This window comes from Micromonospora sp. KC723 (genome assembly GCF_004348595.1).
GTDB lineage: Bacteria > Actinomycetota > Actinomycetes > Mycobacteriales > Micromonosporaceae > Micromonospora.
The window spans coordinates 1-14,098 of sequence record NZ_SMKD01000136.1 but is presented as its reverse complement, the minus strand read 5'-3'; the positions used below and the strand labels follow the sequence as shown (position 1 = coordinate 14,098).

Below are 14,098 nucleotides of genomic sequence, written 5' to 3'. Positions count from 1 at the left end.
GGGTGGGAGGGCTGCCATGAGCGTCGACCAGGAGACAACCGTCAACGAGGAGCGGCACCCGACCGGCGCGGTATCCACAGCGACCATGTTCGGCTACGCCGCGGCCGCGCTCGTCCTCTTCGGGTGGTTCCTCTTCGGCTGGCTGGTGCAGCGGCAGGGTTTCGTCGCCTCCGTCGGGGAGACCGCCGGCGCCGCCTTCGCCCTGCTGCTCTTCGTCTCCGTGGTCGGCACCGTGCGCCGGGACCGGCGCTGACCGGTCAGTCCTCCCGCACCGCCGCCGTGATCCGGTGCAGCGCGAAGGTGTGCAGCATCTCCGTGCGCTCGTCCTCGGCCCGCAGGTAGCCGGCCCCGATCGACACCGGCCGGACCAGCCGGGACGCGGTCGCCCCGTGCGCGTCGACGTATCCGACCCAGACCAGCGCCTTGTCGCGGAGCGCCTGCTGGAGCACCGCCAGCGCGTCGCTGTGGCTGTGCGCCGGCAGCGGGCCGGCAGCCGTCCGCGTCGTACCGCCGCGTACCACCGCCGGGGCCCGCCGGGCCGCCCGCGCCGCCGCGTCACCGCGCCGGATCTGCTCCACCACCCCGAGCAGCCGGGGCATCGCCAGCTTCGGGGCCGCCAACGGGTCGACACCGCGAGTGGCCACCGACGCCCGTGCGGGAGCCCGCCGGAGCTTCGGCCGGGTGAGGACCGCCGAGCCGGCGGCGTCCTCCGGTACCGGGGCGTATCCGGCGTCGCGGAGCGCGACCAGCATCCGCTGCACCTGGTACGGGGTGACCAGCACCGTCGGGGCGAGCCGGCGGAACGCCAGCGGCTCCAGCCGCCGGTCGGCCAGCACCTCGGCGAGCAGCGCCTCGTCGTCACTGCGCACGTACCCGCCGGCCGAACCGACCCGCAGCCCACCGTGTTTGCGCGCGACGTCGTCCACCAGGTACGTCAACCCCTGCGGCACCGGGGTACGCGACCGGCGGCGGAACAACGCGTGCAGGTCCTCGGCCGTGTAACCGGCGTCCAGGGCCCGCCGGACGCTGGCGGCGCTGACCCGGTGGACGCTTGCGCCACCAGCCGACTCGTGCTCGGCCACCACGTCCAGCTCGGCGGCGAGCATCGGATCCGGCGGACCGGGCACCACCACGGACAGGTCGGCCTGCACCAGGAAGTGGTCGACGGGGGCGGGAAGCAGGGCGTCCAGCGCGCGTACCGCGCTCGACGGCTCGCCGCTCTCGGCGTCGGAGCGCAGGCCCAGCGGGTCGTCACGTTCGTCGGTCTCGGTGACGTCGGCCAGCAGCAGCCGCCCGTACGAGGTGAGCGCGCCCAGCCCGGTCACGCCGAGCTGGGCCGCCTCGGTCAGCACCTCCCGGTGGGCGGCCTCCCGCCCCCGGCTGCGGCGGGGTGCGCGCCAGTCGAGCAGCGCCAGCACCTCGTCGGGGCTGGGCGCGGTGGCCGGCGCCAGGCCGGCGAGCACCCCGAGCACGGCCCGCCGGGCGGCCGGCGCCCCGGCCCGTTCCGCCTCGGCGGAGAGCACGCTGATGGGGCGGTCCCGGTCGTCGCGCTGGCCGACCAGCCCCGCCTGGCGGCTCATGGTGAGCCAGGCCCGGGCCAACTGCTCCCACCGGTGGGCCAGTGACATCGCCCGCCACACCTCGTACCCGCCGGTGGGCAGCACCTGCTGGTCGGCGCCGTACCGGGCGGTGGTCGTCCCGGGCAGGTCCGTCTCCCCGACCAGCCCGGCCGCGTACGCGACCTCCAGGACCAGCGCGGCCCCCGACTCGTCCAGCCCGGTCACCCGGGCCAGCCGGCGCAGGTCGCGGACTCCGACGCCGCCCGAGCGGAGCACCGGCGCCGGTTCGGCGGCCAGGCTCTCCAGCAGCGCCTCGGTGTGGCGTACCAGTTCCATGGTCTGTCCGGCCCCGGCGGAGTCGGCGAGCTTCGGCTCGCGGGGCGTGGCGGCCACCGGCGGCGGGCTGGTGCGCAGCGGGCCGAGTGGCCCGCTGTCGCGCCGCAGCAGCTGCCCCACCTCGCGGGGCAGCTCCACGGTGCCGGTGGAGACCCGGACCAGCAGTCGGGCATCCACCAGCCAGCGCACCGGCGAGCCGGTCGGCGCGCCGCCGTTGGTGGTGTCCGGGGGCAGGTCGTCCTCCGTGCCGACCGCCGGGGCCTGGAGGGCGCCGGGCGGCACGCTGCCGACCGGCGGACCGGCGGCGAGCCGGTCCAGGACCGCCCGGGCCGACGGGGGAGCGGCGAGCAGCGTCCGCCGCAGTTTCGCGGGGTCCGCGCAGAGCGCCGCCGCCCGCGGGTCCAGCTCCGCCGCCGGCCGCCCCAGCCCTGCCGGGTACGGGGCGACCTCGTCCACGCTGCCCGCGACGCGCAGCGCGGACTCCGGGCCGTACAGCAGGAACAGCGCGCGGAGTCGGTCCACCGCGCCCCGGACGCTGGTCGGGGCGGGCGGGCGCGGCCCGGCCGTGGCCATCGCCAGCACGGCGTCGGTGGAGGTGGTGCCCTCCTCGGGGTGCCGGGTGAGCCGGGCGGCGTCGAGGATCTGGAGGGTGAACTGGTCCAGTCCGTCCAGCGCGCGGGCCACGGAGACCCGGGACTCGGCCCGGACGGCGAGCGCGGTGACGTCGGCCGGTACCGGTACGACAAGGTCGGGCCGCAGTTGCAACAGCGCGGCCAGCGACTCGTCCGGCAGGGCACGCAGGTGGTCGGCGAGTGAGGTGGTCATCGTCGTTCCACGCTAGCCCGGCGGAGGCCCCTCCCGCCCCTCGGACGTCGCGCCGGGTCGCCCTCGGGCGGGTACGTTCTCGGGATGGCTGCGCTGATGGTCGGTTTCGACCTCGACATGACCCTGATCGACTCGCGTCCCGGCATCGCCGCCTGCTTCCGGGCGTTGACGGCGAAGACCGGGGTGCCCGTGGACGCCGAGCTGGCGGTGTCCCGGCTCGGTCCGCCGCTGCGCACCGAGGTCGGGTACTGGTTCCCGCCGGAGCAGGTGGAGGAGGCGGTGACGATCTTCCGCGAGCTCTACCCGGCGTACGCGGTCACCCCGTCGGTGCCGTTGCCGGGCGCCCGGGAGGCGGTGGACGCGGTGCACGCCCGGGGCGGGCGGGTGATGGTGGTGACCTCGAAGCTCGGCCGACTGGCCCGGCTGCACCTGGACCACCTCGGGTTGGCCGTGGACGAGCTGGCCGGGGACCTCTTCGCCGAGGAGAAGGCGACCGCGCTGCGGGCGCACGGCGCGACGCTGTACGTCGGCGACCACGTGGCGGACATGGTGGCCGCAGAGGCGGCCGGGGTGCCGGGGATCGGGGTGGCCACCGGCCCCTGCGACCGGAACGAGCTGCGGGACGCGGGCGCACAGGTGGTGCTGGACGATCTCACCGGATTCCCGGCGGCGCTGGACCGGATCATCGGGCTAGCCTTGAAGCAGTAGACATCACGAGCGAAGCAGAGGTTCACAGGTGCCGACGGGTCGAGTGAAGTGGTATGACGCGGCCAAGGGATACGGGTTCGTCACCAGCGATGAAGGTGGCGACGTGTTCCTACCCAAGGGCGCGCTACCGGCGGGTGTCACCGACCTCAAGGGTGGGCAGCGGGTCGACTTCAGCGTGGTCGACAGCCGCCGGGGCGCCCAGGCGATGGGGGTGAAGCTGTTGGAGGCTCCGCCGTCCGTGGCGGAGCTGCGTCGGCGGCCGGCCGAGGAGCTGCACGGCCTCGTCGAGGACATGATCAAGGTGCTGGAGGCGAAGGTCCAGCCGGACCTGCGGCGGGGCCGGTTCCCCGACCGGAAGACCGCCCAGAAGATCGCTCAGCTGGTCCACGCGGTGGCCCGCGAGCTGGAGGTCTGAGGGATCAGCCCGGCGTCGGCGGCCCGGCCCAGCAGCGCCTCCACGGCGGCGAACCCCGCGTCTCCCAGGTCCGCGGTGAACTCGTTGACGTAGAGGTCGATGTGCCGGTCCACGACGTCGGGCTCCATCTCCTGCGCGTGGGAGAGCACGTAGTCGCGGCTCGCCTCCGGGTCGGCCCAGGCCTGCCGGACCGACTCGCGGATCCAGCCGGCGGCCTCGGCCGGGTCGACGGCTCCCCTGCGGGCGAGGATCGCGCCGAGCGGGATCGGCAGCCCGGCGTCGCCTTCCCACCATTCGCCCAGGTCGACCAGGGCGGTCAGCCCGTGCCGGGGATAGGTGAACCGGGCCTCGTGGATGACCAGCCCGGCGTCGTACCGTCCGGCGGCGACGGCCGGCATGATCTCGTGGAACGGCACCACCTCGATCCGCGCCGGTGGCCGCTCGGCCGACCAGAGCCGGAAGAGCAGGTACGCCGTGGTGCGGTCGCCGGGTACCGCCACGGTGGCTCCGCTGAGATCGCCGGTGGCCTGCGCGCCGGTCGTGGGGCGGGTGAGCACCAGCGGGCCGCAGCCGCGGCCGAGCGCGCCGCCACAGGGCAGCAGGTGGTAGTCGTCGAGCAGCCAGGGCAGTGCCGCGTAGCTCACCTTCACCAGGTCGAACGCGCCCCGCTCGGCAGCCGTGTTGGTGACGTCCACGTCCGCGTACGTCACCTCGACCGGCGGCGCCCCCGGCACCCGGCCGTGGACCAGGGCATGGAAGACGAACGTGTCGTTGGGGCAGGGCGAGATCGCCAGGGAGAGCGCCACGGCCCCACCGTAGCGCTCCGCGTCGGCCCGCGCTCCTGCGCTGCGCGTCGGTCGAGGTATGGCCTGTTGGCCGGATGCGGCAAGTCGCGGCATCCCGAGCATCGGCTGGCCGGGCTTGCCGCGGATCGGGAGCAGTCCCGGCCAGGGCCGCAGGCCCCCGCCTCGCCGGCGGCCTCCTGAACCACCAAGACCCCTACACGCGCCTAGTGCACCTGAGTACAGAAATGGTACTCAAGTGCTGTAGCGACTCGCCAGATATCCCCAGGCCGAGGTGTTCTCCACAGGGTTATCCACAGGCTCACCCGACGTGTGGATTGAGCGCCGTCCTGCGGCAGAGCATGGTCGTCATGACCGGATCCGCCCCGTCGACCTTGCTGCGACGCTCCGGGCACCACGTCGGCAGGCCGACCCGAGCCAGCGGGAGCTTGCGGAGCGGGCCGGGGTGCCGCAGACGACGATCGCCGGATCGGGTCGGGCCGTACCCCCGACCCTGCCTTCCGGCTTGTCGAGCGGCTGGTCCGGGCGACGGCCGGACGACTGGCCATCTCCGTACCCGGTTCCGTGCCGGTACCCGCCGGCGTCATCGGGCGGGAGAGCGTGGAGGGCCCGTCGGTGACCTGCTCGCTGCCGGCTGTGCCGCACGAAGGGCTGCGGGACGCCGCTGACCGGCACTGCCGCCCGCATCTCGACGCCCGGCCGGTCCGGGAGCCCTGGGACTGGCCGGGACGGCGGGCCGACACCCGGGTACCGGGATCCTGGCGGTTCGTGGCCGAGTTGCCCGATGGTGAGGCCGTCGGCGAGTTGTGGCCCACGAGGTCGCGGCGGGCTCAACGGGCCCGGATCCAGGGCAGCCGGCGGTGGGCCGGGACTGTCGGACAACGACGGCGGGCCCACGTCGTCGCGGGAGGTTGTGCTCGACGGGGTCCGGGTGGCCGCCGGGTGCGGCCGGCTCGGGATCGAGCGTCGGCTGGTGCGGACGCTGCTCGTCTGCCTGGCGGACGCGGGCGTGCGCAGCGTCCGTGCGGTTGCCCGCGGCTCGGTCGTCAATCTCCTGGCGACCTGTGGGTTCCGGGTCGAGCCGTACCGGCTGTTCGCCATGCGGTTCAGCGCAGCGCCCGGGCCGTCTCCGGTCAGCGCAGCACCCGGGCCGTCTCCGGTCAGCGCAGCGCCCGGGCCGCCTCGGTCAGCGCGCTGAACGCCTCCCGCATCCGCCACGCCCCCCGGTCGCGCGGACCGACCGGGTTGGAGATCGTGCGCAGCTCGGCGAAGGGAAGGCCGGCCTGGGCGGCGGCGACCGCCACGCCGTACCCCTCCATGGCCTCGGCCACGGCGGCGGGGTGCCGGTCGGCGAGGGCCTCGGTGCCGGCGGCCGTACCGGTCACGGTGCTGACGGTCAGCACCTCGCCAACGGTCGCGTGGGGGAGCGCCGAGCGCAGGGCCGCCAACAGCTCCCCGTCCACCTCCACCGCCGGCCCGCCGCCGAGCAGCTCCGGGGGCATGCCCAACTCGTCGATCGGGATGAAGCCCGCCGGCGACTCCGCGCCCAGGTCGGCGGCCACACTCCGGGTCGCCAGCACGGTCCCGCCGATCGCCACCCGACCGACGAAACCTCCCCCGATCCCGGCGCTGACCACCGCCCGGTACGGCCGGCCCGCCGCCTCGGCCAGTACCAGCAACCGCGCCGTCGCGGCACCCGCCACTGCCGGGCCGACCCCGACCGTCCGGACCGTCACGGTCGGATCGTCGACGCCGGCCCGCACCGCCTCCGCCTCGGCCGGCACCGCGGTCAGCACCAACAGCCCCGTCACGACACCGGCCCCGGCGACTGCCGCCGCTGCTCGTCGTCCGCGCCGCCCGGCCGGGCGGCGGAGGAGGGCCGGTAGATGTGGTACCCGGGCGGGGCCAGCCCGGCGTCGTCGTGCCCGGGACCGACGGGCGCGGGTGAGGTCGGCGCGGCCTGAACGGCGGCCTCGACGGCGGCGTCGTCCGATCCGGTCGCCTCCACCGCGTCGTCCGGTCCGTCCGCCTCCCGGTCCCGTTCGGTCAGCTCCCCGTCGGTGAGCGGCCGGCCGATCAGCCGTTCCGCGCGGAGCCGGCCGGCGACGACCGTGCCCCGGACAGCGGCCAGCACCCCGACCCCGGCGGCGACCGCGATGCCGACGCGTCCCGTGAAGGGAACGAGGCCCAGCGCCCCGCCGGCCACGAAGGCGAGCATCAGCGCGGTCTCCGAGTGGGCGAACGAACTGGCCCGCAGCCGCTCCGGGATCCGCTCCTGGATCGAGGCGTCCACGGCCAACTTGGCGATGCCGCTGCTGAGCGCCGCCACCAGGCACAGGAGCGCCACCATCGGCAGGGAGAATCGCACCGTGGCGAGGATGGCCACCCCGGCCACGATGGTCATGCTGCTGGACTGGATCGCCGCCGGCCGGTGGATGCGTAGCCGGGTGCCGAGCGCGGTGGCCAGGAAACTGCCGACCGCGAGCGCTGCGCCGATCAGGCCCAGCGCCGCCTGGTCGCTCAGTTCCCGACCGAAGAAGTCGGTGGTCAGGTCGCCCTTCTTCAGCGCGAACGCGAGGAACAGCAGCAGGAAACCGTAGAGGGTGCGCAACGCCGCCGCACCGACCAGGGTGGCGATCACCAGGCGACCGGCGGGCCGGCCCCGCCCCAGCGGGCGGTGCCCGTCGTGGCGCAGCGCCCGCAGCGGATGGGGGACCCGCTCCGGTGGCTCGGAGTCCGCCTTCGGCGGCAGTCGCAGCGCGATGACCATGCCGACCAGGAAGATCACCGACGCGACCCGGAGCGGCCACTGCGGCCCGAACCAGAACGCGGCCAGCCCGATCGGGGCCACCAGCGCTCCCGCCACCGTGCCGTAGACGCTGGCCCGCGCGCCGACCTGGGAGAGACCGAGGCCCTCGGGCAGCAGCCGGGGCACGGCAGCCGAGCGGGCCACCCCGTACGCCCGGGAGAGCGCCAGCACGCCGAAGGCCGCCGGGTAGAGGCCGAAGCCGCCGATGTAGTCCGAGATCAACCAGGCCAGGAAGGCCCGGCCGAGCATGGTGGTGGCCAGGGCGTACCGCCGCCCGTGCCGGAAGTGGTCGAGCAGCGGGCCGACCACCGGGGCCAGCATGGCGAACGGCACCATCGTCACCAGCAGGTAGAGCGCCACCTTGCTGCGCGCCTCGCCGAGTGGCACGTCGAAGAAGATCGTCCCGGCCAGGCCGATGGCGATCAGGGTGTCCCCCGCGCAGGAGAGCGCGTGCAGGTCGAAGAGGCGGACCATGCCCACCTCGCCGCCCGCGCCCCGCGCCCGGGCCGACCCCGCCCGCCGGGTCACCCAGCGCCCGCCAGTGACGGACCCTCGACACAGCAGGCGTACGGCGCGGATGCCCGTGCCGACGGTCCGTCCGAGTACGGACCGCCCGGAGCGGGAGAACAGCGGCATGTGCACCATCCTCACCCATCCGCTGCCCGCGCGTCGCGCCACCGGGGCAAGACGCCACCGGTGGGGTTCCTCGGGGAGTCCCTGACGGGCGGTGACGCGCATGGGGAACAATGGGTGGGTGACCAGGCCCGTCTCCCCCCGCGCCGCCCGCCTCGACCAGGTCTGCGCCGCCGCCGTCGAGGTGGCCCGCGACGCCATCACCGAGGTGGAGCCCACCGACGTCGGCGACCACCTGCGCGCCGTCGCCGAGGATGACCGGGTGGTCACGCACTACTTCGAGTGCCGGCTCGCCGGGTACCGCGGCTGGCACTGGGCGGTCACCGTGACCCGGGTGCCGCGCAGCCGGCACGTCACCGTCTGCGAGACGGTGCTGCTGCCCGGTCCGGACGCGCTGCTCGCCCCCGGCTGGGTGCCCTGGCAGGAACGGCTCAAGCCGGGCGACCTGGGCCCGGGCGACCTGTTGCCCACGCCGCCGGACGACGAGCGCCTCGCCCCCGGTTACCTGCTCTCCGACGATCCGGCGGTCGAGGAGGTCTCCTGGGAGCTCGGCCTGGGCCGGCCCCGTGTGCTGTCCCGGGAGGGACGCGCCGAGGCGGCCCAGCGCTGGTACGACGGCGACCACGGCCCCTCCGCGCCGATCTCGGTCGCCGCGCCCGCCGCCGCCCGCTGCGGCACCTGCGGTTTCTACCTGCCGCTGGCCGGCGCGCTGCGGCAGTCCTTCGGCGCCTGCGGCAACTTCTACGCCCCCGACGACGGTCGGGTGGTCAGCGCCGACCACGGGTGTGGCGCGCACTCGGAGACGCTGGTCGAGGCCGCCGAGCCTCCGGTCGACGAGCTGCCGACGGTCTACGACGACAGCGCTGTCGAGGCCATGTCGGTCAGCCGCGCCCCCGGCTCCGTCGAGGCGGCGGAGCCGGCCGAGCCGTACGGCCACCCCTGAGCGCAGCGCCGCCGGGTCGAGGACGCGATCGAGCGGATCGGCTCAGTCCTGACCGGCGGCGGCCCGGCGGCGACGGCGTTTCGCGTCGTGCCGCATCATCACCGCCAGGCCCGGGAAGCCCCACAGGAAACCGGCCAGGCAGGTCCAGAGCCAGTTCTGGTGCCCGTGCTCGGTGAGCCAGCCCCGGAACAGCAGCAGGACCAGCCCGGCGACCGCCCAGGCGACCAGCCCGGCGACCGCGAAGGGGACCATCGGCGGGTCGAGCGGCTCGGGTCGGGGCGCTTGCTCCTGGGGCACGGGACACAGCGTACCGGCATCACCTTTTGTCGCCCCCCGCTGATCTGCGACGATGCGCGCGACAAACGGTAGATCACCTGCGAGGACCTGATGGCCATTGCGCCGCCGGACAACGGCACCCCACCCGATCCCGCTCACCCCCGTACCGGTTTCGACCGGTTCTTCGAGGTCTCCGCCCGTGGTTCGACGATGAGCCGCGAGGTACGGGGCGGCCTGGCCACCTTCTTCACGATGGCGTACATCGTGGTGCTGAATCCGCTGATCCTGGGCGGCGCCGTCGACGGCGACGGCAAGAAACTCGCGATCCCCGCGATCGCCGCCGCGACCGCCCTGGTCGCCGGCCTGATGACGATACTCATGGGGGTCGTCGGCCGGTTCCCGATGGCGCTGGCCGCCGGCCTGGGCGTCAACGTGCTGGTCGCGTACGAGATCGCCCCGCAGATGACCTGGGCCGACGCGATGGGCCTGGTGGTGATCGAGGGTGTGATCATCGCGGTCCTGGTACTCACCGGTCTGCGCACGGCGGTCTTCCGCTCGGTGCCGACCCAGATGAAGACGGCCATCGGCGTCGGCATCGGGCTCTTCCTCACCATCATCGGCCTGGTCGACGCCGGCTTCGTCCGGCGGGTGCCGGACGCCGCCAACACCACCGTGCCGGTGGGCCTGGGCATCAATGGCAAGATCGTCAGCTGGCCGATGCTGGTCTTCGTGGTGGGTCTGCTGGTGACCCTGGTGCTGGTGGTGCGTCGGGTCCGTGGCGCGATCCTGATCGGCATCCTGGCCTCCACCGTGCTGGCGATCATCGTGGAGGCGGTGGCCGACGTCGGGCCGTCCTTCGTCGACGGCAAGCCCAACCCCACGGGCTGGTCGCTGAACGTGCCGGAGTTGCCGGACCGGATCGTGGACATCCCCGACCTGTCGCTGCTGGGCAACTTCAACGTGCTGAACTCGTGGAGCCGGGCCGGTTGGCTGGTGCCGCTGATGCTCGTCTTCACGCTGCTGATCACCGACTTCTTCGACACCATGGGCACGATGGTGGCGATCGGTCAGGAGGGGGACATGCTCGACGAGCGGGGCACCCCGCCGCGGGCGAAGGAGATCCTGCTGGTCGACTCGATCGCGGCGGCGGCGGGCGGTGCGGCGAGCGTGTCCAGCAACACGTCGTACATCGAGAGCGCCGCCGGTGTGGCGGAGGGCGCCCGGACGGGTGTGGCCAACCTGGTCACCGGTGCCCTGTTCCTGCTGGCGATGTTCCTGGCGCCGCTGTCGGCGGTGGTGCCGTTCGAGGCGGCGTCGACGGCGCTGGTGGTGGTCGGCTTCCTGATGATGACCGCAGTGCGCACCATCGACTGGACCGACTACGAGATCGCCATCCCGGCGTTCCTCACCATCACCCTGATGCCCTTCACGTACTCGATCTCCAACGGCATCGGCGCCGGCATCATCACCTACGTGCTGCTGAAGTTGGCGAGAGGGAAGGCGCGGGAGATCCACCCGCTGCTGTACGGGGTGGCCGTGCTGTTCGTGCTCTACTTCCTGCGCGGGCCGATCGAAGCCGCGCTGTGAGTCGACGCCCGCTCCGGGCCGGTCGGACCGAATCGGATCCCCGGCCCGGAGCAGGGCAAACCATTCCCGTGAGCCTGCTCATATCGCGTGTCGTCACGCCGGCTCATTAGTTAAGCTAACGATTGTGACGGAGCGGACGGTGACGGCGGAACGCGTGCCACCGGTGCGACTGGCTCCCCAGTTGCGTGATGCGATCACCCGACTCAACCGGCGGGTCCGGCAGGCCCGCCCGGTCGGTGACCTGACGGTCACCCAGCTCTCCGCGCTCACCAGCCTCAGGCTGGCGGGCGCGCTGACGCCCCGGGAACTGGCCGATGTCGAGCGGGTGCAGCCACCGACGATGACGAAGATCGTCGCGAAGCTGGAGGAGCGCGGCCTGGTGCGGCGCACCCCCCATCCGACCGACCGCCGCCAGGTCATCCTGGCGGCCACCGAGGGGGGCCGGGCCGTGCTCGAACAGTTCGAGCGGGCCCGCAACGAATGGCTGGCCGAGCGGCTGGCCGCGCTGACGGAGGACGAACGCGACACGCTGCGGCGGGCCGCCGAGATCCTCCAGCAGCTCGCCCGCGCCTGAGCCCGTACCGCCGGGTCCGCGCCGTCCGTTGTGGATACGGCGTACCGACCCGAGGAGGCGCACCAAGAGTGCAGGCGAAGCTGAGCACGATGTTCCAGTCCCTACAGGTCCGCAACTACCGGCTCTTCGCATCCGGGCAGCTGATCAAACTGGTCGGCGTCTGGATGATGTTCATCGCCCAGGACTGGCTCGTCCTCGAGCTCTCCGGCAATTCCGCCACCGCCCTCGGCGTGGTCACCGCGCTCCAGTTCACCCCGGTGCTGCTGCTCACCCTCCTGTCCGGCCGGCTCGCCGACCGGTACGACAAGCGGCTGATCCTCTTCGTGGCCAACGCCCTCTGGACGGTGCTGGCGCTGGCGATGAGCCTCCTGGTGATCACCGGCCTGGTCCAGCTCTGGCACGTCTTCGCCTTCGCCGCCCTGCTCGGCGTCGCCAACGCGGTGGAGACCCCGGTCCGGCAGGCGTTCGTCAGCGAACTGGTCGGCGTGCCGTTGCTGCCCAACGCGCTCTCGCTCAACGCCGCCACCTTCAACTCGGCGCGGATCGTCGGCCCGGCCGTCGCGGGCCTGGCCATCGCCGCCTTCGACGTCGGTCCCGTCTTCCTGGTCACCGCGCTCAGCTCGATCGCCCCACTGGTCACCGTGATCCGGATGCGCCCGGCCGAGCTGCACCGCAAGGAACTGCCCCCGATCGCCGAGCGGGACTCCGCCAAGGTCGTCGACGGCCTGCGGTACGTCTTCCGCCGCCCCGACCTGCTGCTGCCGATGGTGGTCATGTCGGTCATCGGGATGTCGCTGTTCAACTTCCAGCTCACGCTCGCCGCGCTCGCCAAGACCGTGTTCCACACCGGCGCCGCATCGTTCGGCCTGTTCAGCACCGCGCTGGCGACCGGCGCGCTGGTCGGCGCGCTGGCCGGCACCGGGCGGCGCAGCCGCCCCTCGGTCTGGCTGGTGCTCGGCGCGGCGGTCGGCTGCGCCAGCTTCGGCACCCTGGTCGGTCTCGCGCCGGCGTACTGGCTGGTGGTGGTGCTGCTGCCGCCGACCGGCTTCTTCATGGTCTTCTTCGCCCAGGCAGCCAACCAGCGGGTCCAGCTCGGCACCGACGCCGCGTTCCGCGGCCGGGTGATGGCGCTGTGGGTGCTGGTCTTCCTCGGCACCAACCCGGTCGGCGCGCCGCTGATCGGCTGGGTCGCCGAGAGGTACGGCGCGGGGGCGAGCATCTGGCTGGGCGGGCTGGTGTCGCTGGCCACCGCCCTGCTGGCGCTCGCCTGGCAGCTGCGGCGCGCCGGCGCCCGGCTCCGCTTCCGGGTGCTGCCCATGCCCCGCTTCTACGTCGTCTCCGCTCCGGACTGCTGACGGCTCCCCCCGGGGCCGGCGGTGTGAGTGCCGGGTCACCCTGGGTCAGGTTTCTCGTCCGGATGCCGGCAATCCGGTGGCGGTGGCCGGGCGTGGGCCTTAGCGTCGATATGTGGGAGGCGGTAGCGGGGCCCTGACGCTGGTGTTGGCGTTTGTCGCCATGGCGTGCCTGCCGGCGGTGTTCGCCCTGCTCTTCTGCCTCGACGAGATCATCGACCGGGTCGCCTGCGGGTTGGCCGAGTGGCGGGAGCGGCGTCGCGAGCGGCGTACCCTGGCCCGGCTCGACCGCTCCTTCGACGGCGATGCCCTCCCCCGCGACGTCGACCCGGCCCTGCTGGACCAGCCCGGCCGGCAGCCCTTCGAACGCGTCGCCGCCGACCTGCGCCGCCTCGCCGGGCATCGGCTCGCCGCGGGCGGCCGTTCGGTGGTCTGGCACAGCTCGGTCATCGACGCGTACGACGACCGGCTCCGGGCAGCCTGCCGGGCATTGGGAATCGTCGAGCATCTGGGCGAGCTGACCGGAGTGGACCGGGAGATCGAACGGGTCCGGGTGGAAGGGCTGCTCGTCGGGGCGGGTCTGGTGCTGCCGGCCACCCTGGGGGTACGCCGGCTGCGTGACCCGCAGGCGTGAGGCTCTTCGTCGCGGTCTACCCACCGCCGGCGGCCGTCGCCCACCTCACCGCGCGGATCGCCGGGCTGCGGGTCGGTGCCGCCTCCGCCGCCGGTGTCAACGTACGCCTCGCCGACCCGGCCAACCTGCACGTCACCCTCGCCTTCCTCGGCGAGGTGCCGGCCGACCGGCTGGTCGACGTGCAGAGCGTGCTCGGCCTCGCCGCCGAGACCGCCCGGCGGGGCCGGGACAGCGCGCCCCGGCTCCACCTCGGCGGGGGTGGACGGTTCGGGCAGGGCCGGTTCACCGTCCTCTGGGTGGACCTGCGGGGCGACGTGGAGGCGCTGCACGTGCTGGGCCGGCTGATCCGGGCGGGGTTGCGCCGCAACCGCCTCCCGTACGACGAGCGGCCGTTCCGACCGCACCTGACGATCGCCCGCCCCGGCGATCGGATCGACCGTTCCGATGTGGTGGCCGACTGCGGTGCCCTGGACGACTACCGGGGCCCGGAGTGGCCGGCGTCCGAGCTGGTGCTGGTCCGAAGTCATCAGGGTGCCCGCCCCCAGCACGACTGTCTGGCCCGCTGGCCCCTCTGACCGCGCCGCACCGCGTGACCGGGGAGGGGCGCATCGCCGCGCGCCTCGCGGCCGGGTGGGGGTGGGGTG

Annotated in this window: 14 protein-coding genes; 9 read left to right on the top strand and 5 right to left on the bottom strand. The window is 73.9% G+C overall.

The genetic code is table 11. The features are described from left to right. Positions 1-16 precede the first annotated feature (16 nt). On the top strand, positions 17-253 hold the full coding sequence (locus tag E1165_RS23540) for a hypothetical protein (RefSeq protein WP_132393930.1): 237 nt from the start codon (positions 17-19) through the stop codon (positions 251-253). 4 nt (positions 254-257) lie between these two features. Here E1165_RS23540 and E1165_RS23535 read toward each other — a convergent pair whose 3' ends face one another. After that, positions 258-2,720 carry a helicase-associated domain-containing protein gene (locus tag E1165_RS23535; RefSeq protein ID WP_132393929.1) on the bottom strand — a complete coding sequence of 821 codons (2,463 nt, stop codon included), beginning with the start codon at positions 2,718-2,720 and terminating at the stop codon, positions 258-260. Between the two features lie 84 nt (positions 2,721-2,804). Here E1165_RS23535 and E1165_RS23530 point away from each other — a divergent pair, with 84 nt between their 5' ends. Both E1165_RS23530 and E1165_RS23525 read left to right on the top strand, forming a co-directional pair. Beyond that, entirely contained in the window at positions 2,805-3,428 is a 624-nt protein-coding gene (locus E1165_RS23530) for an HAD family hydrolase (RefSeq protein WP_132393928.1), read from the top strand. Positions 3,429-3,456: 28 nt separating this feature from the next. Further along, positions 3,457-3,843: a cold-shock protein gene (locus E1165_RS23525; RefSeq protein ID WP_088997128.1), complete on the top strand. Its 387-nt coding sequence runs from the start codon at positions 3,457-3,459 to the stop codon at positions 3,841-3,843. Here the strand turns inward: E1165_RS23525 and E1165_RS23520 are convergent. From E1165_RS23520 to E1165_RS23510, 3 genes are all read right to left on the bottom strand, one after another. Next, on the bottom strand, positions 3,804-4,649 hold the full coding sequence (locus E1165_RS23520) for a 1,4-dihydroxy-6-naphthoate synthase (protein WP_132393927.1): 846 nt from the start codon (positions 4,647-4,649) through the stop codon (positions 3,804-3,806). The genes E1165_RS23525 and E1165_RS23520 overlap by 40 nt on opposite strands. A gap of 1,157 nt (positions 4,650-5,806) precedes the next feature. Then, positions 5,807-6,457 (bottom strand): futalosine hydrolase, encoded by a 651-nt coding sequence (locus tag E1165_RS23515; RefSeq protein ID WP_132393926.1) that lies wholly within the window; start codon positions 6,455-6,457, stop codon positions 5,807-5,809. Continuing rightward, entirely contained in the window at positions 6,454-8,091 is a 1,638-nt protein-coding gene (locus tag E1165_RS23510) for an MFS transporter (protein WP_132393925.1), read from the bottom strand. Before E1165_RS23510 ends, E1165_RS23515 begins: the two co-directional genes overlap by 4 nt. A 100-nt stretch (positions 8,092-8,191) precedes the next feature. On the opposite strand from E1165_RS23510, the gene E1165_RS23505 reads away from it, so the two are divergent. After that, positions 8,192-9,031 carry a DUF3027 domain-containing protein gene (locus E1165_RS23505; RefSeq protein ID WP_132393924.1) on the top strand — a complete coding sequence of 280 codons (840 nt, stop codon included), beginning with the start codon at positions 8,192-8,194 and terminating at the stop codon, positions 9,029-9,031. 42 nt (positions 9,032-9,073) lie between these two features. On the opposite strand, the gene E1165_RS23500 is transcribed toward E1165_RS23505, so the two are convergent. Further along, on the bottom strand, positions 9,074-9,283 hold the full coding sequence (locus E1165_RS23500; protein ID WP_371687389.1) for a DUF2530 domain-containing protein: 210 nt from the start codon (positions 9,281-9,283) through the stop codon (positions 9,074-9,076). Positions 9,284-9,418: 135 nt separating this feature from the next. On the opposite strand from E1165_RS23500, the gene E1165_RS23495 reads away from it, so the two are divergent. The 5 genes from E1165_RS23495 to thpR all read left to right on the top strand — a co-directional run bounded on the left by E1165_RS23495 (position 9,419) and on the right by thpR (position 14,029). Next, positions 9,419-10,894 carry an NCS2 family permease gene (locus tag E1165_RS23495; RefSeq protein WP_132393922.1) on the top strand — a complete coding sequence of 492 codons (1,476 nt, stop codon included), beginning with the start codon at positions 9,419-9,421 and terminating at the stop codon, positions 10,892-10,894. Between the two features lie 124 nt (positions 10,895-11,018). Next, on the top strand, positions 11,019-11,468 hold the full coding sequence (locus E1165_RS23490) for a MarR family transcriptional regulator (RefSeq protein ID WP_207917016.1): 450 nt from the start codon (positions 11,019-11,021) through the stop codon (positions 11,466-11,468). 68 nt (positions 11,469-11,536) lie between these two features. Further along, on the top strand, positions 11,537-12,823 hold the full coding sequence (locus tag E1165_RS23485) for an MFS transporter (RefSeq protein WP_132393920.1): 1,287 nt from the start codon (positions 11,537-11,539) through the stop codon (positions 12,821-12,823). A 160-nt stretch (positions 12,824-12,983) separates the two neighbouring features. Continuing rightward, positions 12,984-13,454, top strand: a complete 471-nt coding sequence (locus tag E1165_RS23480; RefSeq protein ID WP_132393931.1) for a hypothetical protein — start codon at positions 12,984-12,986, stop codon at positions 13,452-13,454. After that, positions 13,451-14,029, top strand: a complete 579-nt coding sequence (thpR, locus tag E1165_RS23475; protein WP_132393919.1) for an RNA 2',3'-cyclic phosphodiesterase — start codon at positions 13,451-13,453, stop codon at positions 14,027-14,029. Before E1165_RS23480 ends, thpR begins: the two co-directional genes overlap by 4 nt. Positions 14,030-14,098 lie beyond the last annotated feature (69 nt).

Excerpts from the sequence above, each read along its gene's own strand:
- E1165_RS23530 (WP_132393928.1), top strand. The coding sequence starts at position 2,805 with ATGGCTGCGCTGATGGTCGGTTTCGACCTCGACATGACCCTGATCGAC.
- E1165_RS23505 (WP_132393924.1), top strand. The coding sequence starts at position 8,192 with ATGGGGAACAATGGGTGGGTGACCAGGCCCGTCTCCCCCCGCGCCGCC.
- E1165_RS23500 (WP_371687389.1), bottom strand. The coding sequence starts at position 9,283 with ATGGTCCCCTTCGCGGTCGCCGGGCTGGTCGCCTGGGCGGTCGCCGGG.
- E1165_RS23510 (WP_132393925.1), bottom strand. The coding sequence starts at position 8,091 with ATGCCGCTGTTCTCCCGCTCCGGGCGGTCCGTACTCGGACGGACCGTC.
- E1165_RS23540 (WP_132393930.1), top strand. The coding sequence starts at position 17 with ATGAGCGTCGACCAGGAGACAACCGTCAACGAGGAGCGGCACCCGACC.
- E1165_RS23480 (WP_132393931.1), top strand. The coding sequence starts at position 12,984 with ATGGCGTGCCTGCCGGCGGTGTTCGCCCTGCTCTTCTGCCTCGACGAG.
- E1165_RS23535 (WP_132393929.1), bottom strand. The coding sequence starts at position 2,720 with ATGACCACCTCACTCGCCGACCACCTGCGTGCCCTGCCGGACGAGTCG.
- E1165_RS23495 (WP_132393922.1), top strand. The coding sequence starts at position 9,419 with ATGGCCATTGCGCCGCCGGACAACGGCACCCCACCCGATCCCGCTCAC.